The organism is Teichococcus deserti (genome assembly GCF_001982615.1).
GTDB classification, from domain to species: domain Bacteria; phylum Pseudomonadota; class Alphaproteobacteria; order Acetobacterales; family Acetobacteraceae; genus Pseudoroseomonas; species Pseudoroseomonas deserti.
The window spans coordinates 1-25,069 of sequence record NZ_MLCO01000008.1; the positions used below are offsets into that span (position 1 = coordinate 1).

General features: G+C 70.7%; 21 protein-coding genes and 2 pseudogenes. 7 read left to right on the forward strand and 16 right to left on the reverse strand.

Annotated features, from left to right (window positions below):
* The 4 genes and pseudogenes from BKE38_RS33940 to pehA form a co-directional block, all read right to left on the reverse strand.
* Nucleotides 1-110, reverse strand: a pseudogene (locus BKE38_RS33940) (ATP-binding cassette domain-containing protein); the annotation flags it as partial.
* Nucleotides 87-563, reverse strand: a pseudogene (locus BKE38_RS01185) (ATP-binding cassette domain-containing protein); the annotation flags it as partial. The pseudogenes BKE38_RS33940 and BKE38_RS01185, both read right to left, overlap by 24 nt.
* Nucleotides 564-565: 2 nt before the next feature.
* Nucleotides 566-2,212: an ABC transporter substrate-binding protein gene (locus BKE38_RS01190; RefSeq protein WP_076955548.1), complete on the reverse strand. Its 1,647-nt coding sequence runs from the start codon at nucleotides 2,210-2,212 to the stop codon at nucleotides 566-568.
* The gene (pehA, locus tag BKE38_RS01195) at nucleotides 2,212-3,741 is read right to left on the reverse strand and encodes a phosphoric/sulfuric ester hydrolase PehA (RefSeq protein WP_076955549.1); all 1,530 of its coding nucleotides are present in this window, start codon (nucleotides 3,739-3,741) and stop codon (nucleotides 2,212-2,214) included. The genes BKE38_RS01190 and pehA overlap by 1 nt, the downstream gene beginning before the upstream one ends.
* A 202-nt stretch (nucleotides 3,742-3,943) precedes the next feature.
* On the opposite strand from pehA, the gene BKE38_RS01200 reads away from it, so the two are divergent.
* The 4 genes from BKE38_RS01200 to BKE38_RS01215 all read left to right on the forward strand — a co-directional run bounded on the left by BKE38_RS01200 (nucleotide 3,944) and on the right by BKE38_RS01215 (nucleotide 8,520).
* Nucleotides 3,944-4,447 carry a cupin domain-containing protein gene (locus BKE38_RS01200; protein WP_076955550.1) on the forward strand — a complete coding sequence of 168 codons (504 nt, stop codon included), beginning with the start codon at nucleotides 3,944-3,946 and terminating at the stop codon, nucleotides 4,445-4,447.
* Between the two features lie 74 nt (nucleotides 4,448-4,521).
* Nucleotides 4,522-5,463: a 1-phosphofructokinase family hexose kinase gene (locus tag BKE38_RS01205; protein WP_076955551.1), complete on the forward strand. Its 942-nt coding sequence runs from the start codon at nucleotides 4,522-4,524 to the stop codon at nucleotides 5,461-5,463.
* Between the two features lie 201 nt (nucleotides 5,464-5,664).
* A complete protein-coding gene (locus BKE38_RS01210; protein WP_076955552.1) occupies nucleotides 5,665-7,371 on the forward strand; it encodes a putative bifunctional diguanylate cyclase/phosphodiesterase in 1,707 nt (568 codons plus the stop codon).
* A 117-nt stretch (nucleotides 7,372-7,488) separates the two neighbouring features.
* A complete protein-coding gene (locus BKE38_RS01215) occupies nucleotides 7,489-8,520 on the forward strand; it encodes an amino acid ABC transporter substrate-binding protein (protein ID WP_076955553.1) in 1,032 nt (343 codons plus the stop codon).
* A 20-nt stretch (nucleotides 8,521-8,540) separates the two neighbouring features.
* On the opposite strand, the gene BKE38_RS01220 is transcribed toward BKE38_RS01215, so the two are convergent.
* Together BKE38_RS01220 and BKE38_RS01225 are read right to left on the reverse strand one after the other, a co-directional pair.
* Entirely contained in the window at nucleotides 8,541-9,263 is a 723-nt protein-coding gene (locus tag BKE38_RS01220; protein WP_076955554.1) for a GntR family transcriptional regulator, read from the reverse strand.
* 35 nt (nucleotides 9,264-9,298) lie between these two features.
* Nucleotides 9,299-10,606 carry an MFS transporter gene (locus tag BKE38_RS01225; RefSeq protein ID WP_076955555.1) on the reverse strand — a complete coding sequence of 436 codons (1,308 nt, stop codon included), beginning with the start codon at nucleotides 10,604-10,606 and terminating at the stop codon, nucleotides 9,299-9,301.
* 205 nt (nucleotides 10,607-10,811) lie between these two features.
* On the opposite strand from BKE38_RS01225, the gene BKE38_RS01230 reads away from it, so the two are divergent.
* Entirely contained in the window at nucleotides 10,812-11,555 is a 744-nt protein-coding gene (locus BKE38_RS01230; protein WP_076955556.1) for an SDR family NAD(P)-dependent oxidoreductase, read from the forward strand.
* Nucleotides 11,556-11,580: 25 nt separating this feature from the next.
* On the forward strand, nucleotides 11,581-12,453 hold the full coding sequence (locus BKE38_RS01235; RefSeq protein WP_076955557.1) for an isocitrate lyase/PEP mutase family protein: 873 nt from the start codon (nucleotides 11,581-11,583) through the stop codon (nucleotides 12,451-12,453).
* Between the two features lie 266 nt (nucleotides 12,454-12,719).
* Here BKE38_RS01235 and BKE38_RS01240 read toward each other — a convergent pair whose 3' ends face one another.
* From BKE38_RS01240 to BKE38_RS33570, 9 genes are all read right to left on the reverse strand, one after another.
* A complete protein-coding gene (locus tag BKE38_RS01240; protein WP_076955558.1) occupies nucleotides 12,720-14,297 on the reverse strand; it encodes a hypothetical protein in 1,578 nt (525 codons plus the stop codon).
* A 160-nt stretch (nucleotides 14,298-14,457) separates the two neighbouring features.
* Nucleotides 14,458-16,101: an NAD(P)/FAD-dependent oxidoreductase gene (locus BKE38_RS01245; RefSeq protein ID WP_076955559.1), complete on the reverse strand. Its 1,644-nt coding sequence runs from the start codon at nucleotides 16,099-16,101 to the stop codon at nucleotides 14,458-14,460.
* A gap of 313 nt (nucleotides 16,102-16,414) precedes the next feature.
* The gene (locus BKE38_RS01250) at nucleotides 16,415-17,554 is read right to left on the reverse strand and encodes a DegT/DnrJ/EryC1/StrS family aminotransferase (protein WP_076955560.1); all 1,140 of its coding nucleotides are present in this window, start codon (nucleotides 17,552-17,554) and stop codon (nucleotides 16,415-16,417) included.
* Nucleotides 17,555-17,608: 54 nt separating this feature from the next.
* Nucleotides 17,609-18,610, reverse strand: coding sequence for an NAD-dependent epimerase/dehydratase family protein (locus BKE38_RS01255; RefSeq protein ID WP_076955561.1), 1,002 nt, complete (start codon nucleotides 18,608-18,610; stop codon nucleotides 17,609-17,611).
* Nucleotides 18,611-18,847: 237 nt separating this feature from the next.
* Nucleotides 18,848-20,134: a dicarboxylate/amino acid:cation symporter gene (locus BKE38_RS01260; RefSeq protein WP_076955562.1), complete on the reverse strand. Its 1,287-nt coding sequence runs from the start codon at nucleotides 20,132-20,134 to the stop codon at nucleotides 18,848-18,850.
* Between the two features lie 317 nt (nucleotides 20,135-20,451).
* Entirely contained in the window at nucleotides 20,452-20,811 is a 360-nt protein-coding gene (locus tag BKE38_RS01265; RefSeq protein ID WP_076955563.1) for a RidA family protein, read from the reverse strand.
* Nucleotides 20,812-20,900: 89 nt separating this feature from the next.
* Nucleotides 20,901-21,773 carry a metal ABC transporter permease gene (locus BKE38_RS01270; RefSeq protein WP_207553454.1) on the reverse strand — a complete coding sequence of 291 codons (873 nt, stop codon included), beginning with the start codon at nucleotides 21,771-21,773 and terminating at the stop codon, nucleotides 20,901-20,903.
* A 22-nt stretch (nucleotides 21,774-21,795) separates the two neighbouring features.
* Nucleotides 21,796-22,530: a metal ABC transporter ATP-binding protein gene (locus BKE38_RS01275; protein ID WP_076955565.1), complete on the reverse strand. Its 735-nt coding sequence runs from the start codon at nucleotides 22,528-22,530 to the stop codon at nucleotides 21,796-21,798.
* Nucleotides 22,527-22,658 carry a hypothetical protein gene (locus BKE38_RS33570; protein ID WP_278247596.1) on the reverse strand — a complete coding sequence of 44 codons (132 nt, stop codon included), beginning with the start codon at nucleotides 22,656-22,658 and terminating at the stop codon, nucleotides 22,527-22,529. The genes BKE38_RS01275 and BKE38_RS33570 overlap by 4 nt, the downstream gene beginning before the upstream one ends.
* A gap of 127 nt (nucleotides 22,659-22,785) precedes the next feature.
* On the opposite strand from BKE38_RS33570, the gene BKE38_RS01280 reads away from it, so the two are divergent.
* Nucleotides 22,786-24,096, forward strand: coding sequence for a DUF445 domain-containing protein (locus BKE38_RS01280; protein WP_076955566.1), 1,311 nt, complete (start codon nucleotides 22,786-22,788; stop codon nucleotides 24,094-24,096).
* Nucleotides 24,097-24,103: 7 nt separating this feature from the next.
* On the opposite strand, the gene BKE38_RS01285 is transcribed toward BKE38_RS01280, so the two are convergent.
* Nucleotides 24,104-24,796, reverse strand: a complete 693-nt coding sequence (locus BKE38_RS01285) for a hypothetical protein (protein WP_076955567.1) — start codon at nucleotides 24,794-24,796, stop codon at nucleotides 24,104-24,106.
* Nucleotides 24,797-25,069: the final 273 nt, after the last annotated feature.

Genomic DNA, 25,069 nt, shown 5'->3' on the forward strand with positions numbered 1-25,069 from the left:
TGCGCCTGGATGGTGACGTCGAGCGCGGTGGTCGGCTCGTCGGCCACCAGCAGCTCCGGCTCGCCGGCCAAGGCCATCGCGATCATCACGCGCTGGTTCTGCCCGCCGGACAGCTCATGCGGATAGGCGTCCAGCCGCCGCGCCGGGTCGGGCATGCCGACGCGCTCCAGCAGGCGCCTAGCCTCGGCGCGCGCCGAAGCGCCGTCCATGCCGCGATGCAGCCGCAGCCCCTCGGCGATCTGCCGGCCGATGCGGTGCACCGGGTTCAGGCTGCTGGCCGGATCCTGGAAGATCATGGCGACGCGGCGGCCGCGCACCTGGTCCAGGGTGGTGGGGGCAGCGCCGACCAGCTCCTGCCCCCCCAGCGTCACGCTGCCGCCGACCCGCGCCTTGGCGGGCAGCAGGCCGAGGGCGGCAAGCCAGGTGACCGACTTGCCGCAGCCGCTCTCGCCGACCAGCGCCACGGCCTCGCCCCGGTGGATCGCCAGGTCGACGCCGCGCAGCGCCGGCAGGCCGTCGAAGCTGACCGAAAGCCCGCGGATCTCGACGAGCGGCTCGGCCATGCTCAGCCCTTCCAGTTGCCGGCGCGGAAGTCCATGGCGAAGGCCGGCGCCGCCTTCCAGCCGATCTCGCGGCGCTTGGCCGTGAAGGTCGCGTTCTGGTGCAGCACCGTGTAGGCCGGGTCCTCGCGCTCGCAGATCTCCAGCATGCGGCGGAAGACCTGCTTGCGGCGGGCGCGGTCGGTCGAGGTCTCGAGCTCCACCGACAGCCTGGTCATCTCGTCGTTGCGCCACTCGCCGACCTGCTGCTGCTGGCCGTTCGGCCCGTGCTGGTTGACGATGGAGGAGACGGGATCGTTGTAGGGGGCGCTGTTCGACCAGTCGCGGATGGCGCGGGTGTTGCTGCGCTCCAGGATCTGCGACCAGTTCTCCTTCATCTCGATCTGGACGTTCAGGCCGACCTGCTTCCACATCTCGACCAGGATCTGCGCCGTCGGCGTCTGGTTGGTGTAGTAGTTGTTGAGCAGGCGGTAGGGGATCGGGTCGCCCTTGTAGCCGGCTTCCTTCAGCAGGCGCTGCGCCTCGGCCGGGTCATACTTCGGCACTTCCCAGTCGGCGACATACATGTCGGCATAGTAGTCCCACTGCAGGCCGCGGGGGACCACGGTGCGGCCGGCCCAGAGGCTGTCGACGATGGCCTGGCGGTCGATCGCATGGGTGAAGGCGCGGCGGACGCGGGCATCGACCAGCTGCGGGTGGTTCTTGTCGAAGCAGGTCAGGCGGTGGTTGAGGATGGTGCCGCCCTGCACCTCGTAGCGGCGGTCGCCCTCGATGCCCTCGATCTGGTCGGGCGGAATGTCGCAGGCGAACTGCACCTCGCCGGAGCGCAGCATGTTGATGCGCGCGGAAACCTCCGGCACCTCGATGAAGCGGATTTCTCTCAGGGGCGGCCGGCCGCCCCAGTATTCGTCATGGGCGACCAGACGGAGGGATTGATCGGCGCGGAACTCGGCGACCTTGTAGGGGCCGGTCAGGATCGGCTTGCGCGCCCAGTCGAACCAGGTCTCGCATTCGATATAGGCGCGCTTGCTGATGATCTGCGCGCCGTAGCGCGACAGGCGGCCTTCCATGGTGACGTCGGGCGTCGCGTTGTGGAAGCGCACCGTGTATTTGTCGACCACCTCGACGCGCTGCAGCGCCGGGAAGGAACGGCGCGCCACGGCAGGAACCTCGGCCGGCAGGTCGCGGCCGGCGCGCGTCGGGATGCGGTCGCCGCTGATCGCGATGGTGCGGCCATCGGCCACCGGCAGGGTGTCGCCGAACATCCGCTCCGGGCCGAAGGTGAAGGCCACGTCCTCGGCCGTCATCTCGTCGCCGTTGTGGAACTTCACGCCCTGACGCAGCTTCAGCTCGACGACGTTGTCGCTGATGCGCTTCCATTCGGTGGCGAGCTCCGGCACGGCCTTCAGGCCGCCCAGCCAGTCACGGCCGATCAGCCCTTCCCAGAGCGAGGAGAAGAGCACGCGCTCGCCCACGTTGGACTGCTCGCGCAGGACTTCCAGCGTGTTGGAGTTGCTGATCTTCTGCACCGCGATGGCGATGCTGGGGCGGCGGTCGGCGCCGGTGGACTGCGCGATGGCGAAGCGGGGCAGGACGCCGGCGGCGCCGAGCGCGCCGGCACCGAGCAGCAGGGAACGACGGTTGGCGAGCATCAGCTGCGCTCCTCGAGGCCACGGGGGGTGGACCGGAAATGGGTCAGGGTGCGTTCGGCGTGGCGCATGCGGTGCGACAGCGCCTTCTGGGCATAGGTCGCGACGGTCGCGGCATGGGCCGGATCGGCGGCGAGATTCGTGTACTGGTCGGGATCGGCCTTCAGGTCGAAGAGCAGCGGCGGCAGGCCGGAGAAATGGACATATTTCCACGCCTCGTCCTGCACGACGCAGAGCGAGCAGTCGTCCTTGTCGAGGCCGAGCGCCGTCTCCGGCTGCGAGTAATGGATGTCGCGGAAGTCGTATTCGTAGAACAGATGATCGCGCCAGTCGGCCGGCTTGCCCTGCTGCACCAGCGGCAGCAGCGCGCGGCCGTCGCAGGCCCGCGGCGTGCGGCCGCCGAGCCATTCCAGGATGGTCGGCAGCACGTCGACGCTTTCGGTGAAGGCCGATTCGATGCGGCCGGCCGAGTGCGGCGCCTCGGGGTCCTTGATCACCAGCGGGATGCGGAAGCTTTCGTCGTGATAGCCGATCTTGCCCAGCAGGTAGTGGTCGCCGAGCTGCTCGCCATGGTCGGAGGTGAAGATGATCAAGGTGTCATCCCACTGCCCGGTCTGCTCGAGATACTCGAAGACTTGGCCCAGGGCATCGTCGATCTCGGTCATCAGGCCCGCATAGGTGGCGCGCATCTGACGGATGCTTTCCTCGGAAAGCTCGGTCGCAGCACCGCCGGCGCCATGGAAGAAGGAGCCCTGGCTGATGCCGCGCAGGTAGAAGTCGAGCAGCGGGTGCTGGCCGGCCTCTTCCTGCCAGTCAGGCTTGCGCACCGGCGCCGGCATGTTGGCCGGGCTGTACATGGTGTTGTAGGGCTCGGAGGCGATGAAGGGCGGATGCGGCCGCCAATAGCCGAGATGCAGGAACCACGGCTTGTCGCCCTTGCCCTTCAGGTAGGTGAGGGCGCGCTCGGTGAAGTAGGCGGTGTCCGACAGCTCGGACGGAATGCGCGACGGGCGGTCTGTCGCGCCGGGAACCGAGTCCTCGCCCTCCGGCAGCCAGATATCCTCGCGGTTTTCCGGCAGCTTGAAGCCCTTTTGCGCCAGCCAGCCGAAATAGCCGTCCATGCTCGGCTCGAAGGCGCCGACCGCCCGGAACCCTTCCATCAGGTCGCCCAGGATGGAGAAGCGCGGATCCTTGCCCGGATTGGCGCGCGGGTCCGGGGTCGTCGTGGTGTAGCCGATCAGCGCCGGGTCATAGCCGATCTGCCGCAGCGCCTTGGCCAGGTTCAGGTGGCGCGCATCCAGCGGGATGGTGTTCTGCACCGCCCGGTGGTTCATCAGATACAGGCCGGTCAGCAGGCTGGCCCGCGCCGGGCCGCAGGGCACCGTGGTGGTGACGTGGTTCTTGAAGGTGACGCCCTCGCGGCACAGCCGGTCCAGGTTCGGCGTGCGCAGGAAGTCAGCCCCCAGCACAGGCATGAAGTCTGCCCGCCACTGGTCCACCACGATCAGCAACACGTTCTTGCGGCGCGCCATGTTCAAGCCTGTCCCACCCGTTCTGCGATGGGCGGACCGCTTAGACCGCAGCCCTGACAGCGGGATGACAGACGGGTTGCAGGATGATGACACCTGCCGGAAGATGGCTGCACGTCACTTTCGCGGGGTCGCGGGTTGACCGATGCACGAGGCCCCGTGGCACAATGGCAAATAGCACGCGCCCAAGCCGGAGGATCGCCCCATGCCGCATGACGGTCTCAACCATTCCGATCTGCATGTGGATCCGCCGGCCGATGGCTGGAAGCATTCCGGCGTCCGCGTCATCCCGGCCGACAGCCTGGACACCAACACCGCCTCGACCCCCGGCATGAACCGGGCCGCCGCGATCAATGCCGCCCGGGTCGGCGCGCAGAAGATCTGGGCTGGCACGGTTCACATCCATGCCAAGGCCAAGACCGGCGCGCATCACCATGGCGCGCTGGAAAGCGTCATCTACGTGATCCGCGGCCGCGCCCGCATGCGCTGGGGCGAGAAGCTGGAATTCGTCGCCGAGGCCGGCCCGGGCGACTTCATCTACGTGCCGCCCTATGTTCCCCACCAGGAGATCAACGCCTCGGAGGAGGAGACGCTGGAATGCGTCCTCGTCCGCAGCGACAACGAGGCGGTGGTGGTGAACCTGGACATCGAGCCGGTGGAGAAGCCGGAGAACGTGCCCTGGATCGACCCGATCCATAAGGCGCCGTAAATAAACGAAAGCGGTCGCGGGATACACGCGATCGAAGGTTGTAGAGGCTGCGCGCGCGCCACACATTTCCTGGCATGGCGCCGCGCATCACCACCCTGACCCTGAACCCCACCATCGACCTGGCCTGCCAGGCCGAGAAGGTGCATCCCGTCCGCAAGATCCGCACCACGGATGAACGCCAGGATCCCGGCGGCGGCGGCGTCAACGTCGCCCGCGTGGTGCAGGAGCTCGGCGGCGACACCGAGGCGGTCATCCTGGCCGGCGGCGTCACCGGCCATTTCCTGGTCGAGCTGCTGCAGGAAATCGGCCTGCCGCACCGCGCCATCCCCATCGCCGGCCGCACCCGCATCAGCCAGACCGTGCTGGACCGCAGCATCGGCGAGGAATTCCGCTTCGTCCCCGAAGGCCCCGAGGTCGCCGAGAGCGAATGGCGCGCTGCCCTGGACGCGCTGGACCATCTGCCGGAAGGCGACTGGCTGGTCGCCAGTGGCAGCCTGCCGCGCGGCGTGCCGGAAGACTTCTATGCCCGTGTCGCCGCCATCGCCCGCAAGCGCGGCCTGCACCTGGTGCTGGACAGTTCCGGCCCGGCGCTGCGGGCCGGCATCGGCCAGGGCGTGACCCTGATCAAGCCCAGCCAGGGCGAGTTCGAATCTCTGGCCGGCCGCTCGCTGCGCGAGCCCGGCGCGCTGGAGGCTGCTGCCGCCGAGGCGGTGCGGCAGGGCGCGGCCAAGCTCATCGCCGTGACCCTCGGCCATGAGGGCGCGCTGTTGGCTTCAAGCGAAGGGGTGCTGCGGCTGCCGGCGCTGCCCGTCACCGTGCGCGGCGCGGTCGGCGCCGGCGACAGCTTCGTCGCCGCGATGACGCTGGCGCTGACCCGGGGCGCCGCGCCGCACGACGCCTTCGCCTGGGGCATGGCTGCCGGCGCCGCCGCGGTCTCCAATGCCGGCACGGCGCATCCGACCCGCGCCGAGGTCGAGGGGCTGAGGCAGAAAGTCCAGCTGCCCGCCCGCGTTTGAATCTTACCGGCATCGCATCATGCGCGGCATTGTGTTATCGGACGGCCCCTTGGCCTGACCTTGACCGTCCCGCCGGACGGCGGGCCGGGTCTTCCCGCATCCCCCGACGGTCAAGGTCGCCGATTGCGCATCCTGAAGCTCCTGTTCCGGCGGGCCTGGCCCGCCCTGGCTGGTGGAGAAACGGCCCCGGCGCCCCGCCCGGTGCCGGAGGCCGAGCTGGCGCTGCTGCGTGAGCGGGACCGGTTGCAGGCGCTGCTCGACATCAATTCCGACTGGATCTGGGAGGTGGACGCCGCCGGCCGCTACACCTTCGTCTCGGCCCATGCCGAGCTCCTTCTGGGCTTCCATCCGGAGGAGATCCTCGGCCGCACCCCCTTCGACTTCATGCCGCCCGCGGAGGCCGAGCGCGTCGGTGCCATCTTCGGCGGCATCGTCGCCCGCCGCGCGCCCTTCTCCGGCCTGCTGAACCGCAACCGCCGCGCCGACGGGCGGGAGGTGGTGCTGGAAACCAGCGGCATCCCGCTGATCGCCGGCGACGGCACGCTGATCGGCTATCGCGGCATCGACCGCGACGTCACCGAGCGGGAGGAGCGGGCCGGGCGCATCGCCTATCTGGCGCGGCATGATGCCCTGACCGGCCTGGCCAACCGCCCCGAATTCATGGCGCGGCTCGAGGCCTGCCTGGCCGCCGGCCGGCCCGCCGCCCTGCTGCTGCTCGACCTCGACTTCTTCAAGGAGGTCAACGACCAGCTCGGCCATGCCGGCGGCGACGCGCTGCTGCGCCAGGTCGCGGCCCGGATGCGCGACGCCCTCTCCCCCGGCAGCCTCTGCGCCCGGCTGGGCGGCGACGAATTCGCCATCCTGAAGGAAGGGGTGGGGGAGGCCGAGGCCCTGGCCGCCGCGGCGCGCCTCGGCGCCGCGCTGTGCGAACCTTACCAGCTGGAGGCGCGCCAGGCGGTGATCGGCGTCAGCCTGGGACTGGCGCTGGCGCCGCGCCACGCCGGCAGCGCCGATGCCCTGCTGCGCTGCGCCGACCTTGCCCTCTACCGCGCCAAGGAAGAGGGCCGGGGCGACGTCTTCCTGTACGATTCCGGGTTGGAGGCGCGGCAGCGCGCCGACGAGGGCATGGAGGCAGCGCTGCGCCGGGCGCTCGCCGAGGGCGAGATCGACCTGCTCTACCAGCCGGTCTTCGCCGCCGAGCGCCGCCGCATGGCCGGCTGCTGCGTCATGCCGCGCTGGCGCCACCCGCTGCAGGGCGCCATCCCGGCCGAGACCTTCTTGGCATTGGCCGACCGCACGGGGCTGGTGCTGCCACTCGGAGAAATGCTGCTGCGCCGGGCCTGCCTGGCGGCGCTGTCCTGGCCGGCCGCCTGGCGCCTGACCGTGCCGGTGACCCCGGTGCAGCTGCGCGACCCCGGCTTCTGCGGCATGGTGGCCGCGGTCCTGGCCGAGACCGGGCTGGCCCCGGCGCGGCTGGAGATCGCCGTCGGCGAGGCGGTGCTGGGCGCTGCCCCGGCCGAGGTGCCGCGCGCCCTGCGCAGGCTGCGCGCCGAGGGCGTCGGCCTGGCGCTGGACCGCTTCGGCGAGGGTGCCACCTCGCTCGCCGCCTTCCAGCGCTTCCGCTTCGACCGGCTGCGCCTGGCGCCGATGCTGGTGCGCGATGTCGAGCGCGAGCCGGCCGCCAGCCTGGTCACCGCCATCGCCCTGCTGGGCCAGCGTCTCGGCCTCGGCGTCAGCGCGGTGGGGGTCGAGAGCAAGGGCCAGCTCGCCGCCGTGCTGGCCGCCGGCTGCACCGAGCTGCAGGGCCCGGCTTTGGCCGATGCGGTGGAGGAGGCGGCATTGCGCCCGCTGCCCTGGCCGAGACCTCCTGGACGGGAAGCCGCGCCGCCGTCGCTCGCGGCCGGGTGAGCTTTTCCACCGGTTTCTTTTTTGCGCTCCCTTGCGCGCGAGCGGTGCCAAAGCCTTAATCCGGCCGCCCCGGCCTCGCCCCTTCTGCGAGGCCGGCAAGGGGAGGAACAACCCATCATGCGCCCGCTGGCTCTCACCGGCCTCGGCGGCCTCGCTGCCGCCTTTCTGTCCGTCGTCACCCCGGCTCTCGCCCAAGCGCCCTCCGCCGACGCGGTGGCCGCCATCCGCGCGCGCGGCGCGCTGGTCTGCGGCGTGACCCCCTCCACCGTCGGCTTCGCGACGCCGGGCACCGATGGCCGCTTCCGCGGCATCGATGCCGATTACTGCCGCGCCATCGCGACGGCGGTGCTGGGCGACGTGGAGAAGGTGCGCATCGTGCCGACCACGACGCAGCAGCGCTTCACCCAGCTGCAGTCGGGCGACATCGACGTGCTGTCGCGCGTCACCACCTGGACGCTGGGCCGCGAGGCGGCGCTGGGCCTGGTCTTCGTCGGCACCAATGTCTTCGACGGCCAGGGCTTCATGGTGAAGAAGTCGCTCGGCATCAGCTCGGCCAAGGAGCTGAACGGCGCCACCATCTGCATGCAGCCCGGCTCGACCACCGAGCTGAACGCGGCCGACTGGTTCCGCGCCCAGGGGCTGAGCATGACCCCGCTGCTGATCGAGGACATCGACGAGGTCCGCAAGGCCTTCTTCTCCGGCCGCTGCGACGCCTACAGCACCGATTCCACCACGCTGGCGGCGCTGCGCTACAACCAGGGCGCCAATGCCGACCAGTTCGTGGTGCTGCCGGAGCTGATCTCGAAGGAGCCGCTGAGCGTCGCCATCCGCAAGGGCGACTGGCGCTTCTCCGACATCGCCCGCTGGACCCACTTTGCCCTGCTGACCGCGGAGGAGCTCGGCCTGACGGCGGCGAATGTCGACCAGCAGGCGGCCAGCACCAACCCGGACGTGCAGCGCTTCATCGGCCGCAGCGGCGATCTGGGCAAGATGCTGGGCCTGGAGCCGGACTGGGCAGTGCGCGTGATCAAGGCCGTCGGCAACTATGGCGAGATCTGGGAGCGCAACCTGGGCCCGATTGGCATCCCGCGCGGCATGAACAACCTGTGGAACAAGGGCGGCCTGCAATACGCGCCCCCCATGCGCTGATCTGAGACCTGGGCGTCGGTTCAGCCGACGCCCAGCTTCCGGCGCAGCCTGGCCCGTGGGTCGGCGGCTGCCGCGGCGCGAAGCCGGCCCTGCAGCGCCTCGATATAGTTCTCCCGCGTCCGCCGGATATGCCGGTCCAGGATCTCCGCCAGGTCTTCGGCGGCGGTGCCGCCGAACAGCGTCACCATCCGCGCATGGTCGCCGAGCGAGCGCGCCGGCTCGCCCTGGCTCAGCACCGCCAGATGGGTGCGCAGCGCCGAGACGCGGCCCAGGCACATGTCATAGGCCTGGGTCAGGTAGCGGTTGCCGCATTGCGCGAAGAAGGCCAGGTGGAAGCCCATGTCGGCGCGGCCGTAGCGCTTCATGTCGTCGGCCGCCGCGGCCGCCTGCATCTCCTCCAGCGCCGCGGCGAGGGCCGCATGGGTCTCGGCCCGGGCGCGCTCGAAGGCCAGGCAGGCGGCCTTCACCTCGAGCAGCGAGCGGTACTCGCAGAGCTCGACGATATCCGCCTCGCTCGGGCTGAAGACGAAGGTGCCGGATTTCGGCACGACGCTGACCAGCCCCTGGGTCTGCAGCAGCCGCAGCGCCTCGCGGACCGGCGTGCGGCTGACCCCGAAGGCGGCGGCGAGGGCGTCTTCCGACAGCGCCTCGCCCAGGTCGACATCGGCGGAGATGATGGCGCCGCGGATGCGATCGGCCAGCCGCGCGCCGAGCGACGGCGCCCGCTTCGTCTGATCCGGCATCCGCGACTCCCCCGCTGCCATGTCCCGCCGCCTATTTAAGCGTCGCGCCGCGCCTTGAGCGAGAGGCAGATCAGGCAGCCGATCACCGGGAAGACCGCCAGCGCCAGCAGGGAATAGGTGAAGCTGCCGGTGCTCTCGCGCACCCAGCCCACCAGGGTCGGGCCGAAGAAGCCGCCGAGCTGGGCGAAGCCGTTGATGGCCGCCAGGCCACCCGCGGCGGCCGCCCCGGTCAGGAACTGCGTCGGCAGCGTCCAGAACACGCCGAGCGTGGCCCAGAGCACGAAGGCGGCGCAGCAGAGCAGCGCCAGCCCGATCAGCGGCGTCGGCGCGAAGGCGCTGGCCGCCAGGAACAGCCCGCCGAACAGCCCGCTCAGCGCCGTGTGCAGCTTGCGCTCGCCGGTGCGGTCGGAATTGCGGGCGATGACGATCAGCCCGATGGCGGCGAAGACGAAGGGGATGGCCGAGACCAGCCCGGTCTGCAGGTTGGTCAGCCCGCCGATGCTCTTGACGATCTGCGGCAGCCACAGCACCACGCCATAGATGGCGATGCCGTTGCACATATAGACCAGGGTCAGCAGCCAGACCCGGCTGTCGCGGAAGATGGCGCGGAAATCCTCCATGCCATGGCCGGCGACGGCGCTCTGCTCCTGGCGCAGCTCGGCCACCAGCCAGTCGCGCTCGGCGGGGGTCAGCCAGTGGCGGTCCTGCTCCGGCCGGTCGACCAGGTAGAAGAAGGTGACGACGCCGAGGATGATGGCGGGCGCCCCTTCCAGCAGGAACATCCACTGCCAGCCCGAGAAGCCGGCGAAGTCATGCGTGCTGCTGATCAGCCAGCCCGAGAGCGGCGCGCCGATGACGGAGGACAGCACCGTCGCCGTCATGAAGCCGGCCACCGCCCGGCCGCGCTCCTTCGCCGGGAACCAGTAGGTCAGATAGAGCAGGATCCCGGGCGCGAAGCCGGCCTCGGCGACGCCGAGCAGGAAGCGCAGGATGTAGAAGCTCCAGGGCCCGGCGGTGAAGGCCATGGCGCAGGAGATGATGCCCCAGGTCACCATGATCCGGGCGATCCAGATGCGCGGGCCCACCTTGTGCAGGATCAGGTTGCTCGGCACCTCGAAGGCCATGTAGCCGAGAAAGAAGATGCCCGCGCCGATGCCGAAGATGCGCGGCGTCAGCCCCAGCTCCTCGTTCATCTGCAGCGCCGCGAAGCCGACATTCACGCGGTCGAGGTAGTTGATGATGAACAGCACGAAGCAATACAGCACGATGCGCGTGTAGAGCTTCTTCATGGTGCCGGCACGAAGCCCGGGCGGGGCCTCCGTCAGGGGCAGGGCAGTGGACATGCTTTCCTCCTCGCAGGCCGCGGTCGGGCGTCGTGCGGGAGAGGGGCCCTGCCAAGCCGGGACGGGGGCCGGCGCGGTTCCTGGGACATTCCTCGCACGTGCCACACCTTCCCGGGCGGCTTTGGCAGCAGGCTAGCCGGCTTGCTTCTGGAACACAAGAACATGTATCCTAGATGAAAGCCAAAGCCCCGAAGGAAGCGCCCGCATGACCCAGCCTGCCCCCAGCCTCGCACCCGACGCGCTGCACGGCGCCGTCGTCCTCGTCACCGGCGGCGCCTCCGGCATCGGCGGCGCTATCGTCGACGCCGTGCTGGCCCATGGCGGCAAGGCCGTGGTCTGGGACCTGCGCGCGCCGCCCGGGATGCGTGCCGATGTCCACGCCGCCCAGGTCGATGTCAGCGACGCCGGCGCCGTCGCCGCCGCGGCACGGGCGTTGCCCGAGGCCTTCCGCCCCACCCACCTGGTCAACAATGCCGGCATCATCGGCAAGCGCATGCCGCTGGCCGAGATGGAGGCCGAGGAAATCGACCGAGTCCTCTCGGTCAACCTGAAGAGCGTGCTCTACTGCACCCGCGCCTATCTGGGCGCCCGCGCCCCGCATCCGCATGCCTCGATCGTCAACCTGTCCTCGATCGCGGCGCGCACCGGCGGCATGCCGGGCAACGCCCTCTACGCCACGACCAAGGGCGCCATCGCCGCCCTGACCCGCGCGAGCGCCAAGGAGCTGGCCCCCGGGATCCGCGTCAACGCGCTGGCTCCCGGCATCATCGACACGCCGATCCAGCAGGACAGCCTCGGCGACCGTGCCAAGCTGGCCGAGATCGCCAGGGTCATCCCGCTGCAGCGGGTGGGCGGGCCCGAGGAAGTGGCGCAGGCTGCGCTCTGGCTGCTGTCCGGCGCCTCGGCCTATGTCACCGCGACCATCATCGACGTCGCCGGCGGCCGCTGACGCCATCACGGGAGGAAAAACAGGAATGACCGAGACCACGCCCGGCGCCCGGCTGCGCGCCGCCATCGCTTCGGGCCGCATCGTCCAGGCCCCCGGGGCGCCGGATTCGCTGACCGCCCGGCTGGTGCAGCGCGCCGGCTTCCCGGCGATCTACATGACCGGCCTGGGCGCCACCGCCAGCCGCCTCGGCACGCCGGATATCGGCCTGCTCAGCCAGACCGAGATGACCGAGCACGCCCGCAACATGACCCGCTGCGTCGGGATCCCGGTGATCGCCGACGCCGACACCGGCTATGGCGGCCCGTCCAACATCCACCGCACGGTCCGCGAATACATCCAGGCCGGCGTCGCCGCCATCCACCTGGAGGATCAGGTGGCGCCGAAGCGCTGCGGCCAGCTGGCCGGCATCCGCCTGGTCGACGCGGACGAAAGCGCCGCACGCCTGCGCTGCGCCGTGGAAGCCCGCGGCAGCTCCGACATGATGATCATCGGCCGCACCGACGCGCTGGGCGCGGCCGGCATGGACGAGGCGCTGCGCCGGGCGCGACTCTACCAGGAAACCGGCGTCGACCTGGTCTTCGTCGACGGCATCAAGAAGATCGCCGAGATCGAGGCCGTGGCGAAAGCCATCCCCGGCCCCAAGGTGGTCTCCATCGTCGACGGCACCGAGACCGTGGCGCTCTCCGCCGACGAGCTGCAGGCGTTGGGCTTCTCCGTCGTGCTCTACGCCGTCAGCACGCTGTTCTCGGCGGCAAAGGCGATCAGCGAGACGCTGTCCGTGCTGAAGTCCGCCGGCACGCCAAAGGGTCGGGCCGAGGCGATGATCTCCTACGGCGAATTCTGCGAGATCGTCGATCTGCCGTTTCATCAGCAGTGGGCCGATAAGTTCGGGGGATAGAGAAGCGGCTTGAAGGTCGGGGGAATGAATTCCCCCGCACCCCCATCTTTCTTCTGATCACCGGCCTTTTGCACACCTGCGCCCCAACGGCGCCCACACCAAGGCATCATGGTGGGGCGCCATTTTCATATAGGAACAGCGCGTCCTCAAAGGTCGCGCTGGCGCCGGGCCCTTTCACCGACTGTCTTCACGTGGACACGGCAGTCTGAAAGAAAAAAGATGGGGTCCAGGGGAATTCATTCCCCTGGCCTACCCCTGTCTTCCCTTCACCCCAACCCTGCTGAATCTCCACAGCCCTCGCCCTGGCGACGATAGACCTGCAACCCGTCGACGACCGCGATCTGCCGGTAGCGCGCCCAGATTGCCGCGAAGCCGGCATTGGCCTGGGACAGGATGGCCGGGTAGTTCATCGCCTCGCCGCGGCGGTCGACGACGACCAGGTCGGGGCAGCCTTCCATGAAGTCCTGCACCACCCAGTGGCGGATCGGCCATTCGTCCGGGGCGACGCCGCCGTCCTGGCGGGCGCGCCAGATCTCGCCGCGCAGCGCCCACATCGAATCGAAGCGCGAGGCCCAGGTGACGTTGGTGTTGTTCACCACCGGGAAGCCCAGGCCGATCCACTCGGAGAAAGCCATGTAGCTGCGCACCTTCTCGCGGCGGATCAGGCGCTCCAGCCGGACCTCGGTGGTCTGGTCGGGCTCGACGGCCAGGACCAGGCGCTCATAGATGCGGCCGGAGGTCTGCTGCACGTAGAGGGTCAGCGGCAGCATGGCCAGCGCCACCAGCGCCCAGCGGAAGCGCAGGGTCGGGCCGCGGCGGAGCGCCACGTCGGCGCACCAGAAGACCAGGGCGAAGGTCACCGCCATCAGCGCCGGGATGCGGTGGTAGAACCAGTTCTTGCCGTCCATGAACATGGCGATGGTGGCCGCCGCGGCGAAGGCGGTCAGCACCAGCATGACGCCGGAGGCAGCACCCCCGCGGTCGGTGCGCCAGGTCAGCACCAGGCAGGTGGCCAGGCCGAGCAGCAGCACCCAGGATTCGCGCGCCAGCTGCAGCGGGCCGGTGTCGGTGCCGCCATAGAGGGTCAGCGCCAGGGGCACGGCGCGCTCGATGAAGGCGGGGACGAACCAGACGATGCTGGCCAGGTACAGCAGGCCTGCGAGGCCCGCGACCAGCGGCGCCAGGCGGATGCGGAAGCCGCGATGCAGCCAGCCGGCCAGCTCGACGGCGGCCAGGCAGATGACGTAGCGCGGCTTCAGCGCGACACCGAGCCCGGCCAGCACGCCCGCGCCGAGCGACATGCCGATCGACGACTTCTGGCCTTCCAGCGTGCGGATCAGCAGCGCCAGGTGCGGCAGCACGGCGATGACCATCAGGTGCTCGCGCTGGCCGAACTCGACGCCCGGCATGACCAGCAGCACGCTGGCGATGGCGGCGAAGGTGGCGGGGCGGTGGTCGAAGACCGGCGAGGTGCCGCGCAGCAGCCCGGCCACCGTCCAGGCCGAGCCCAGCGCGGCGGCGGCGATCATCGGCAGCGCCACCTGCTTCGAGGTCAGCCCGGTCAGGTCGGCCAGCATCACCGGCAGGGCGCTGAGCCAGATGATCAGCGGCGGATTGACCTCGACCAGGTCGATATAGAGCTCCTGCCCGCGCAGCCACTGGCCGGCGACCCAGAGCAGCCAGGCCAGGTCGTCCTTCATCGGCGTGCGCAGCAGGGCGAAGAGCACCATGCCGAGGCAGGCGGCGACGATGCCGACGCAGATCGCGGTGCTGCGGAGGCCGGCGCCCAGGCGCGGCCTGCCGGGCGCCAGGCTTTGCGGCGCCTCTGGGAAGCTGAAGCTCAAGCGAAACCCCCTCACCCTCGGCCGCGGACGTTCACCGTCCTGACCCGCCGAGGCTCACCTCGCATTTTGGTGAGAATGCGGCAAAACCGGTGCCGAAGCGAGGCCGAAGCGGCAATTTCATTCGCTTTTCGGCCCGCTTCCATGCCGGGGAAAACCGGCCTCAGGCGGCGGCTTTGACGGCCTCCGGCAGGCCCAGCATGCTGCGCGCCACGGCTTCCGCCATCTTGATGCCGTCCACCCCGGCCGAGAGGATCCCGCCGGCATAGCCCGCGCCCTCGCCGGCCGGAAACAGCCCGCGGGTGTTCAGGCTCTGCCCATCGGCGCCGCGCCTGATCCGCACCGGGGACGAGGTGCGCGTCTCCACCCCCGTCATCACCGCATCGGGCCGGGCGAAGCCCTTGATCTGGCGGTCGAAGGCCGGCAGGGCCTCGCGGATGGCGGCGATCACGAAAGGCGGCATGAAGGCGGCCAGGTCGGTCGGCGTCACCCCCGGCTTGTAGCTGGGCTCGACCGCGCCGAGGCTGGTGGAGGGCCGCCCGGCCAGGAAGTCGCCCACCGTCTGGGCCGGCGCGCGATAGTCGCCGCCGCCGGCGACGAAGGCCGCCTCCTCCAGCCGGCGCTGGAAGTCGACGCCGGCCAGGACGTGGCCGGGATAGTCGCGCTCCGGCTCGATGCCGACGACGATGGCGGCATTGGCGTTGCGCTCGGCGCGCTGGTACTGGCTCATGCCGTTGGTGACGACGCGGCCGGGCTCGCTGGTGGCGGCGACCACCGTGCCGCCCGGGCACATGCAGAAGCTGTAGACCGAGCGGTTGTCGCTGCCGTGGTGCACCAGCTTGTAGTCGGCCGCCCCCAGCAGCTTGTTGCCGGCGGACGGCCCGAAGCGGCATTCGTTGACCATGCGCTGCGGGTGCTCGATGCGGAAGCCGACCGAGAAGGGCTTGGCCTCCATGTAGACGCCGCTCTGCAGCAGCGCCTCGAAGGTGTCGCGGGCGCTGTGGCCGATGGCCAGCACCACATGGTCGGATTCGATGGTGCTGCCGTCGGCCAGCGCCACGCCGCGGATCTGCCGGGCGCCGTCGGCCGCGGTCTCGACCAGGAAGTCGGTCACCCGGCTGCTGAAACGATACTCGCCGCCCAGCTGCTCGATCTCGGCGCGCATATGCTCGACCATCTGCACCAGGCGGAAGGTGCCGATATGCGGCTTGGAGAGGAACAGGATCTCCTCCGGCGCGCCGGCGCGGACGAATTCCTCCAGCACCTTGCGGCCGTGGTGCTGCGGGTCCTTGATCTGGCTGTAGAGCTTGCCGTCCGAAAAGGTGCCCGCGCCCCCCTCGCCGAACTGCACGTTGGATTCCGGGTTGAGCTCCGACCGGCGCCACAGGCCCCAGGTGTCCTTGGTGCGGGCCCGCACCTCCTTGCCGCGCTCCAGGATGATCGGCCGGAAGCCCATCTGCGCCAGCACCAGCCCGGCCAGCAGCCCGCAGGGCCCGGCGCCGATCACCAGCGGCCGCCGCGCATCGCCCGGCGCCGCCCGCCCGACGAAGCGGTACTTCGTGTCCGGCGTCGGCCCGACATGCGGGTCGCGGGCGAAGCGGGCCAGCACCGGCGCCGCGTCGCGCAGGGTGACGTCCAGCGTGTAGATCAGCAGGATCGCGTGCTTCTTCCGCGCGTCATAGCCACGGCGGAAGACATGGATGTCGAGCAGCTCGGCCTCGGCAACGCCAAGACGATCGAGAACAGCCTGCCGGAGAGCCTCCGGCGCATGGTCCAGAGGCAGCTTCAATTCGTGCAGTCGCAGCATCGGGAGGTTTCTATCCACCAGGGTGAGCGATGCGGCGGCGTATAGCGAGGAAGGCAAGGTGAAGGCCAGGGGGAATGAATTCCCCCTGGACCCCCATCTTTTTTCTGATGACCGGCCCTGGCCAGACCTGCGCCTTACCGGCACCGCCGGCAGGCATCGCGGCGGGACGCCGATACACAAGAACGGCGCACCCTCAAAGGTCGCGCTGTCGATTGGCCGTTTCACGTCCCGTCGCCACGTGGACATGGCAATCAGACAGAGAAAAGAAGGGGTCCAGGGGAATTCATTCCCCTGGCCTGCTCCTGTCTTCTCTTCAGTCTGCCGCCACGATCCGCAGCGCCGAGCAGACCGTCTCCACCTGGGCGTCGGACAGTTCCGGGAAGATCGGCAGGCTCAGCACCTCGCGGCTGGCGACCTCCGTCTCCGCGCAGCCGGCCGGGCCGACGGGCGTGCGGCCGACATAGGCGCCCTGCAGGTGCACCGGCACCGGGTAGTGGATGCCCGAGCCGACGCCCAGCGCCCGCAGCCGGGCGGCCATCTCGTCGCGGTCGTCGCTGCGGATGACGTATTGGTGGAACACGTGGCCGGCGCCGGCGCGGCGCAGCGGCGGCAGGATGCGGCTGCCGGCGAGCGCCGCGTCGTAGGCGTCGGCGATGGCGGCGCGGCGGGCGTTGCCGGCGGCCAGTAGCGGCAGGCGCACGCGCAGGACGGCGGCCTGCACCTCGTCCAGGCGGCTGTTCACGCCGATGCTGTCCGACAGGTAGCGATGCTTCCAGCCGTATTGGCGCACGGCGGCGATGCGGTCGGCCAGCTCCGGGTCGGCGCAGGCCAGGATGCCGGCGTCGCCCAGGGCGCCCAGGTTCTTGGTCGGGTACAGGCTGAAGGCGGCGGCATCGCCCATCGTGCCGACGACGCGGCCGTCGATGGTGGCGCCATGCGCCTGGGCGCAGTCCTCGATGACGAAGACGCCGGCGGCGCGGCAGGCCTCCATGATCGGGCCCATGGCGCAGGCCTGGCCGTAGAGATGCACCGGGATGACGGCGCGGATCGGCGGCAGGCCCGGCGGCGGGTCTTCCAGGACGGCGGCGAGCTCGTCCGGGTCCATGGTGTAGGTGTCGGGGTCGATGTCGAGCAGCAGGGGCGTGGCGCCCACCATCTCGATGGCGGCGACCGTCGCGACCGCGGTGTGCGAGACGGTGGCGACCGTCATGCCCGGGCCGATGCCCAGGCCGCGGAGGACCAGCATCAGCGCGTCGGTACCGTTGGCGCAGCCCACGGCGCGCGGCAGGCCCAGCCATTCGGCGAATTCACGCTCGAAGGCGGCGCCCTCGGCGCCCAGGATGTACCAGCCCGAGCTCAGCGCGCGCTGCAGGGCGGCGTCGATGGCCGGCTGGTGGGCGCGGTAGGCGGCGCCGGGGTCGGCCTGAGGGACGGTGATCACGGGCATGTCCATCTGCCCATCTCCTTGGGTACCTGTCGCCATTGGGGGCGCGCTTGCTGGTTGTTGTCAGGCGTAGTCGGCGAGGCGCGGGCGGAACCAGTCGAGGCTGCGGCGCAGCCCCTCCGCCAGCGGAACTTTCGGGGCCCAGCCGGTGGCGGCGCGGAAGGCGCTGTCGTCGGTGTGGAAGCTGCCGATGTCGATCGGCGCGCGGTCGGCGGGGAATTCCTTGGTCACGAACGTCCCGCCGCCATGCGCGGCGACGGCGGCCTCGGCCAGCTGCAAGAGCGAGACCGGGGGCGCACCGCCGATGTTGAAGGCCTGGCCGGCGCAGCCAGGGGTCGCGGCCGCGGCCAGGAAGGCCGCGACCACGTCGTCCAGATAGGCCAGGTCGCGCAGCTGCTCGCCGCCCCAGACCTCGAAGGCATCGCCCTCCAGCAGGCGGCGGAACCAGATGCCCAGGAAGGTCTGGCGGGCGTCGCGGATGCGCAGGCGCGGGCCATAGCAATTGGTCAGCCGCAGCGAGACGACCGGGCGGCCCTGCACGCGGCCTTCCATCAGCCAGTACTGCTCGCCCGCCAGCTTGGAGACGCCGTTGGCGTCGGGCGGGTTGATCGGGTGCTTCTCGTCGACCGGCAGGTAGCGCGGGCGGCCGTAGAACTGCCGGGTGGAGGCGTGCACCACCACCGCCTTCGGCGAGCCGGCCCGGAGGGCTGCGATCAGCCGCAGCTGGGCCGTGGCGTTGATCGCCAGGTCGGTCTGCGGGTCCTGCATCGAGCCGGCATGGCTGGTCTGGGCGGCCAGGTTGAAGACCGCGTCCAGCCCCTCGGCCAGCGGGGTGAGCTCGGCGTCGCGCAGGTCGCCTTCGACCAGGCGGATGCCGCTGCCGGCCAGGTTGGCACGGTTCGCGCCACCCTCCGGCAGCATGGCGTCCAGCGCGGTGACCTCGGCGCCGAGGCTGTGCAGGGCGTGGCACAGCCCGCTGCCCAGGAAGCCGGCGCCGCCGGTGACCAGGACGCGCTTGCCTTGCCAGGAGGTACTCTTGCTCGGGGGCAGCTCGGAAGCGGGCATCGGGGTGGAAGCATCTCTCGTGAAGGCGTCAGGCTGTCCCGGCATTGCGGCGGAAGCGCGGCCAAGAGGGGGCCGTGCCGGGGCGAGCATGCCCGGTTCGCGTCCCCAACGGAAGCACCGATCACGAGCGCGCGAGATTTCTTTCGCGAGTTGAAAAACAACAAGAAAACCGGCCGGGGAGGCTGCCCTCCCCGGCCCGATACCGGTCCCGGTGCTAACGGTTCTTGCCGGGGCCGGTCACGCGGCGGCCCTGGCTTCTTCCGGCTGCGGCCCGGCGGCCAGTTCGCGCTGCAGCTGGTCGCGGTCGAGCTCGCCTTCCCAGCGGCTGATGGCGACGCAGGCGACGCCGTTGCCGACCAGGTTGGTCAGCGCGCGGCACTCGCTCATGAACTTGTCGATGCCGATCAGCACGGCCAGCGACGCGATGGGAATGTCCGGGATCACCGACAGCGTCGCCGCCAGCGTGATGAAGCCCGCGCCGGTGACGCCCGAGGCCCCCTTCGAGGTCAGCATCGCCACCAGCAGGATCGTCAGCTCCTGCCCAAGGGTCAGCGGCGTGTTGGTGGCGTATGCCAAAAACATCGTCGCCAGGGTCATGTAGATATTGGTGCCGTCCAGGTTGAAGCTGTAGCCCAGCGGCACGGTCAGCCCGACCACGTTCGGCGCGCAGCCCAGCCGCTCCATCTTGCGCATCACCTGCGGCAGCACGCTCTCGCTGCTCGAGGTGCCGAGCACGATCAGCAGCTCCTCCCGGATATAGTTGAGGAAGCGCAGGATCGAGAAGCCGCAGAAGCGGGCGATGCTGCCCAGCACCAGCAGCACGAAGAGGATCGAGGTGGCGTAGAAGGTCGCCACCAGCTCGCCCAGCCGCAGCAGCGAGCCGATGCCATACTGCCCGATGGTGAAGGCCATCGCCCCGAAGGCGCCGAGCGGCGCTGCCTTCACCACGATCTTCACGATGCCGAAGAAGATCGCCGACAGATGGTCGATGGCATGCGCCACCGGCACCCGCATCTTCTCCGGCAGGGCGTTGATGGCGAAGCCGGTGATCACCGCCAGGAACAGCACCTGCAGCAGGTCGCCATTGACGAAGGCGCCGAAGAAGGTGTCCGGGATGATGTTCATCAGGTGGCTGACGACGCTGTCGCTCTGCGCCCGCTGGGTGAAGCCCTGGATCGCCTTGGCGTCCATCTGCGCCGGGTCGATGTTGAAGCCCGAGCCGGTCTTCAGCACCTTGGCCACGATCAGGCCGATGGCCAGGGCGAAGGTCGAGACCACCTCGAAATACAGGATCGCCTTCAGGCCGACACGGCCCACCTTGCTGGCGTCGCGCACGCTGGCGATGCCATGCACCACGGTGCAGAACACCACGGGCGCGATCACCACCTTGATCAGCTTCACGAAGGCATCGCCCAGCGGCTTCAGCGAAGCCCCCGTCGCCGGGTAGAGGGCGCCCACCAGCACGCCCAGCACGATCGCGATCAGCACCTGCACGTAGAGCAGGCCAAGCCAGCGCCTCAGCATCGTTCCAGTCCTTCGCTACCTGGTCGCGGACATCCCCCCGGGAAGCAGGCAAGCTCCGCCCTGGCCGCCCGCGCGACCTTCGCCGCGGAGCATTCTGGACCGGCAATCATTGCTGCTTTGGAGGACGTCCCGCCTGCCGCCCCGGAACCACCGGGCCGCGGCATGCGGCACGCCTAACGCCGCTGCCCAGGCCGCGTCATGCTTGGACCGCACGCGAAAACCCCCCGGCCGGCGGGCCAGGGGGCAAAAATGCTCTCTTATACAGGACTCTGCGGGCTTTCTGAACGTGGGGTTAAATCCCCGCCACCCGCCCGAAGTCAGGCCTTGGCCAGCGCCACGCCAGTGATTTCCACCTTCCACTTCGGATTCACCAGCGGCGCCTGGATCGTCATCCGCGCCGGCTTGTGCGCCGGATCCAGCCAGGCATCCCAGGCCTTGTTCATCAGGGCCGCATCGGCGATGTCGGCCAGCACGATCTGAATCTGCAGCAACGACCGCTTGTCGACCCCGGCCTCGGCCAGCAGCGCATCGATCTGCGCCAGGATGTCGGCAGTCTGGCCCTCGGCATCCAGGCTGTCGTCGTCGGCCACCTGGCCCGCCAGGAAGACGAAACCGTTCGCCACGGTGGCGCCGGACAGGCGCTGCTCTTCGGCAAGACGGACGATAGGAAGGGTCATCAAACAAAGCTCCCGAACAAAGACCCGGGCAGCCTAAAGCAAAGGCCGGGGGAAGGAATTCCCCCGGACCCCCATCTTTTTTCTATTCTTCAGCCCGCCAGATGCGCCCGGCGCACGAAACGGAACAACAGCCCATCCACCGGGCCGCACAACACCGACACCACCCAGAAGCCGCCCGAGACCAGCACGATCGCGGGGCCGCTCGGCAGGTCCACATGATAGGACAGCAGCAGGCCCAGGTAGCTGGAGACCAGCGCCACAGCGGCCGCCACATAGGCCAGCCCGCCGACGCTGCGCGCCCAGTAGCGGGCCGCCACCGCCGGCAGCATCATCAGGCCCACGGCCATCAAGGTGCCCAGCGCCTGGAAGGCGGCCAGCACGTTCAGCACCAAGAGCCCCAGGAACACCATGTGCCACAACCCGCCGCGGGCGCGGGCAGCGGCGGCGAAGCCCGGATCGAAGCATTCCAGCACCAGCGGCCGCCAGGCGAAGGCCAGCACCACCAAGGTCAGGCTGGCGATCCCCGCCATCATGAACAGCGCCGGGTCATCCACCCCCAGCACGCTGCCGAACAGCAGATGCGACAGCTCCACCGACCCGGCCCGGGTCGAGATCAGCGTGACGCCCAGCGCCAGCGCCACCAGGTAGAGCGCGGCCAGCGCCGCGTCCTCCCGCCCGTTGGTCGCCCGGCTGATCGCCCCCGCCCCCAGCGCCACCACCAGGCCGGCGACGAGCCCGCCGATCGACATGGCGGTGACCGACAGCCCCGCGACCAGGAAGCCGGCGGCGATCCCCGGCAGGATGCCATGCGCCAGCACATCGGCCGTCAGGCTCATCCGCCGCAGCATCAGGAAGACGCCGAGCGGCGGGGCGGCCAGCGACAGCGCCAGGCAGCCCACCAGCGCCCGGCGCAGGAAGCCGAACTCGGCGAAGGGCGCCCAGAGCAGGTCGTGAAGGGACAGGTCGAACATCAGGAAAGGGGATTCAGGCGGCGTCGCGCAGGCAGGCCTCGGCCTCGGCATCCCAGGCCTCGGCCATCATCCGCGCCTTCATGCGGTTGGCGGCCGTCAGCACCTCGGCGGTCGGGCCCCAGGCCACCGGCTCCCGCGCCAGCAGCAGCGTCTCGGGGAATTCGGCACGCACCAGCTCCAGGTCGTGCAGCACCGCCAGGATGGTGCGGCCCTCGCCATGCCAGCGCTTCACCAGCCGGACCAGGTCCTGGGCCGTGCGGGCATCGACGGCGTTGAACGGCTCGTCCAGCAGGATCACCGGCGCGTCCTGCACCAGGAGGCGCGCGAACAGCACGCGCTGGAACTGGCCGACCGACAGGCTGCCGACCAGCCGCGCCTCGAAGCCCTCGAGGCCGACGGCGGCCAGCGCGTCGCGCGCCGCCTGCTTCTCGCCCCGGCTCAGCGCGCGGAAGGCGCCGGCTCGCGCCCAATGCCCGAACAGCACCACGTCCAGGCAGGAGATCGGGAACTGCCGGTCCAGCGCCGCCGCCTGCGGCAGCAGCGCGATCTGCGCGCGCGGCGCCTGCAGCCGGCCTTCCATGCCGGAATGCAGACCGGCGATGGCGCGCAGCAGCGTCGACTTGCCGGCCCCGTTCGGCCCGACGATGGCGGTCAGGCTGCCCGGCGCGAAGCGGCCCGAGCAATGGTGAACCGCCGCCCGCCGCCCATGCGTCAGCGTCAGATCCGACAGAGAGATCTCGTAGCTCATGCCGCCAGCGCCCAGGCCACGCCGCCCCAGAGCAGCGCCAGCAGCAGCGCCGCCAGCGCCAGCCGCGCGGGCGTGCCGGCGGACAGCGCCAGGGGATCGGCGAACAGATCGCGGGGCGAGAGGCTCATGCTGTTACGAGATAACATTTCCTCTGCCCAGGACAAGCCTCGCCAGCGCATGGCTCGGCCGCGATGGAGGGAAAGTCAGCCGGGGGCGCCTCCCGCCGGTGCCCTGGCGACACTACCTTCCGCGGCGATGGATGGATCCGCGCCCCTGCCGCCAGGCCTGCCCCCGGCCCCCCTTGCCGATTCCGAAGCCGAGCTGCGCCGCCGCCTGGCCGGCCACCGCCGCCTGGCCACCGGCCTGCTGGCCGGCATGGGCGGGCTGATGCTCGGCGCCTATGCCCTGCCGCCGGGCTATTGGACGTCCCTGCTGCAGGCCTCGGCCAAGGCGGGGCTGGTCGGCGGGCTCGCCGACTGGTTCGCCGTCACCGCGCTGTTCCGCCGGCCGATGGGCCTGCCCATCCCGCACACCGCCATCATCCCGCGACAGAAGGACAGGCTGGGCCGCGGCCTCGGCCGCTTCGTCGCCAACCACGTCTTCACCGAGGCCGAGCTCGACCGGGTCATGGCCCGCATCGACCTGGCCGGTCTGCTGCGCCGCTACCTGTCCGACCCGGCCAATTGCCGCCCCGCCGCCGAGGCGCTGGCCACCAGCCTGCCCGCCCTGCTGAACAGCCTGGAGGATGGCCGCGCCCGCCGCCTGCTGAGCCGCCTGCTGCCGCGGCTGGTCTCCGGGCCCGGCTCGGCGCGGCTGCTGGCCCGGGCCTTGCGCGCGCTGATGGCCGGCGGCCAGCACCAGGCGGTCTTCGGCCTGGCGCTGGAGCAGATGAAGGCGCTGCTGGCCGCCAAGGAGGAGGATCTGCGCGGCGCCATCCAGGCCCGCGTCCGTGCCGAGGGCGGCGCCTTCGTCGGCTGGCTGGCCGGCGGCACCGTGGCGCGGCGCATCCTGACCGCCATCAACCAGGAGCTCGAGAAGGTCGAGCCCGGCGACAGCGCGCTGCGCCAGGCCTTCGAGACCTGGCTCTCGGCCGAGATCGAGCGCCTCGAGACCGACCCCGAGCGCGCCGCCGCCATTGGCCGGGCGCTGCGCGAGGCGGTGGCGCATCCGACGGTGGCCGCCTGGCTGATGGACCTCTGGGGCCGGCTGAAGGCGATGGTCGCCGCCGATGCCGGCGCGCCGGAGGGCCGCGGCGTCGCGCTGATCGCCGGCCTTTTCGCCAATCTCGGCACCCTGCTGGCGGAGGACGCCGCCGCGAGAGACCGCCTGAACGGCTTCGCCACCCGCGCCGCCCGCGCTGCCCTGCCCTCCGCCCAGGCGCAACTGTCGGACTTCATCGCCGGCGTCGTCGCCCGCTGGGACACCGCGACGGTGGTCGAGAAGATCGAGCTGCGGGTCGGGCGCGACCTGCAATATGTCCGCATCAACGGCACCCTGGTCGGCTTCCTGGCCGGCGGCGCGCTCTATGCGCTGATGCGGGCGATCTTCGGCGACGTCGCCAGCTAGCCAGGAATCATTCGAAGCTGCGCTCGATGGCGGCGATCATGGTGACCAGCCGCTCGACCCGGGCGCGGTCGATCAGCATCGCCTGGCCGGATGGCGGGTCTGCTGCGGCCTCGGCGGCGCGCTGCTGCGGCTCGGCCGGCGGCGGGGCCGCGAACTCGACCAGGCTGGAGCCGATGCGCAGCCCCTCCACCGCCAGGGCACAGGCGAAGGGGCCCTGCGGCGCGTTCACCTGCCGCCGCCAGCAGCCGACGGCATAGCGGCGGCCGGCGGCCGTCCCCTCCAGCGCCCCCTGCACCGCGGCCTGCATCGAGTCCCCCGGCAGCGGCGGCCAGTTCTCCGGCGCCGCGCGGGAGAACAGCCGGTGCGTGCGGTAGAAGCCGGGCAGGAACAGCATGGTCACCTGCAGCGCCTCGAGCTCGGCGCGGCCGGGCGGCAGCAGCCGGCCGCTGCGCTCCTCCAGGCGGAACTGGCACATCGCCATGGCCTCGGGCGGCGCGGTGCTGAGGCAGCCCATCCCTGGCAGCTCCGGCACATGCAGGGTGACGCCCTGCCCGGTCGGCAGCGGCCGCCGCGCCGCGTTGCTGCGCTGCCATTGCGCCAGCGGCACCTCGAGGCCCGAGGGCTCGTCGTCGCAGCCGGCGCCGAACAGCGTCAGCAGCAGCGCCAGCGCGGCGGGCCGGCACCTCAGGGCGCGTCGCATCGACTGTTCATTCATTCTCCCCGGGGTGGTTCTCCCTCGGGCCCCGACCATGCCGGCAGCCGCGGCGGGCCGTCGAGGCCCTGCCCGGTCACCGCTGCGTGCCCCGCCCCGCTGCCGCTCGGCCATCGCCGCACATCGGCGCGAGCGCCGCGACGGCCCACGGGCGCAGGCTTCGACCCGGCGGCCAGAGCGGGTCTTGCGGGTCCTGCATGCCTGCCGCGCCACGCGCCGGCCCCATTGCCGCGCCCCCCTCCGGCAGGCTACACCCCCGGT

What these genes read in the sequence shown, in the direction of transcription:
- BKE38_RS01245 (WP_076955559.1), bottom strand. Translation starts at nt 16,101, where the DNA reads ATGCTGCGACTGCACGAATTGAAGCTGCCTCTGGACCATGCGCCGGAG.
- BKE38_RS01235 (WP_076955557.1), top strand. Translation starts at nt 11,581, where the DNA reads ATGACCGAGACCACGCCCGGCGCCCGGCTGCGCGCCGCCATCGCTTCG.
- BKE38_RS01225 (WP_076955555.1), bottom strand. Translation starts at nt 10,606, where the DNA reads ATGTCCACTGCCCTGCCCCTGACGGAGGCCCCGCCCGGGCTTCGTGCC.
- BKE38_RS01190 (WP_076955548.1), bottom strand. Translation starts at nt 2,212, where the DNA reads ATGCTCGCCAACCGTCGTTCCCTGCTGCTCGGTGCCGGCGCGCTCGGC.
- BKE38_RS01215 (WP_076955553.1), top strand. Translation starts at nt 7,489, where the DNA reads ATGCGCCCGCTGGCTCTCACCGGCCTCGGCGGCCTCGCTGCCGCCTTT.
- BKE38_RS01260 (WP_076955562.1), bottom strand. Translation starts at nt 20,134, where the DNA reads ATGCTGAGGCGCTGGCTTGGCCTGCTCTACGTGCAGGTGCTGATCGCG.
- BKE38_RS01275 (WP_076955565.1), bottom strand. Translation starts at nt 22,530, where the DNA reads ATGAGCTACGAGATCTCTCTGTCGGATCTGACGCTGACGCATGGGCGG.
- pehA (WP_076955549.1), bottom strand. Translation starts at nt 3,741, where the DNA reads ATGGCGCGCCGCAAGAACGTGTTGCTGATCGTGGTGGACCAGTGGCGG.
- BKE38_RS01285 (WP_076955567.1), bottom strand. Translation starts at nt 24,796, where the DNA reads ATGCGACGCGCCCTGAGGTGCCGGCCCGCCGCGCTGGCGCTGCTGCTG.
- BKE38_RS01250 (WP_076955560.1), bottom strand. Translation starts at nt 17,554, where the DNA reads ATGGACATGCCCGTGATCACCGTCCCTCAGGCCGACCCCGGCGCCGCC.
- BKE38_RS01280 (WP_076955566.1), top strand. Translation starts at nt 22,786, where the DNA reads ATGGATGGATCCGCGCCCCTGCCGCCAGGCCTGCCCCCGGCCCCCCTT.
- BKE38_RS01205 (WP_076955551.1), top strand. Translation starts at nt 4,522, where the DNA reads ATGGCGCCGCGCATCACCACCCTGACCCTGAACCCCACCATCGACCTG.
- BKE38_RS01220 (WP_076955554.1), bottom strand. Translation starts at nt 9,263, where the DNA reads ATGCCGGATCAGACGAAGCGGGCGCCGTCGCTCGGCGCGCGGCTGGCC.
- BKE38_RS01200 (WP_076955550.1), top strand. Translation starts at nt 3,944, where the DNA reads ATGCCGCATGACGGTCTCAACCATTCCGATCTGCATGTGGATCCGCCG.
- BKE38_RS01255 (WP_076955561.1), bottom strand. Translation starts at nt 18,610, where the DNA reads ATGCCCGCTTCCGAGCTGCCCCCGAGCAAGAGTACCTCCTGGCAAGGC.
- BKE38_RS01230 (WP_076955556.1), top strand. Translation starts at nt 10,812, where the DNA reads ATGACCCAGCCTGCCCCCAGCCTCGCACCCGACGCGCTGCACGGCGCC.
- BKE38_RS33570 (WP_278247596.1), bottom strand. Translation starts at nt 22,658, where the DNA reads ATGAGCCTCTCGCCCCGCGATCTGTTCGCCGATCCCCTGGCGCTGTCC.
- BKE38_RS01265 (WP_076955563.1), bottom strand. Translation starts at nt 20,811, where the DNA reads ATGACCCTTCCTATCGTCCGTCTTGCCGAAGAGCAGCGCCTGTCCGGC.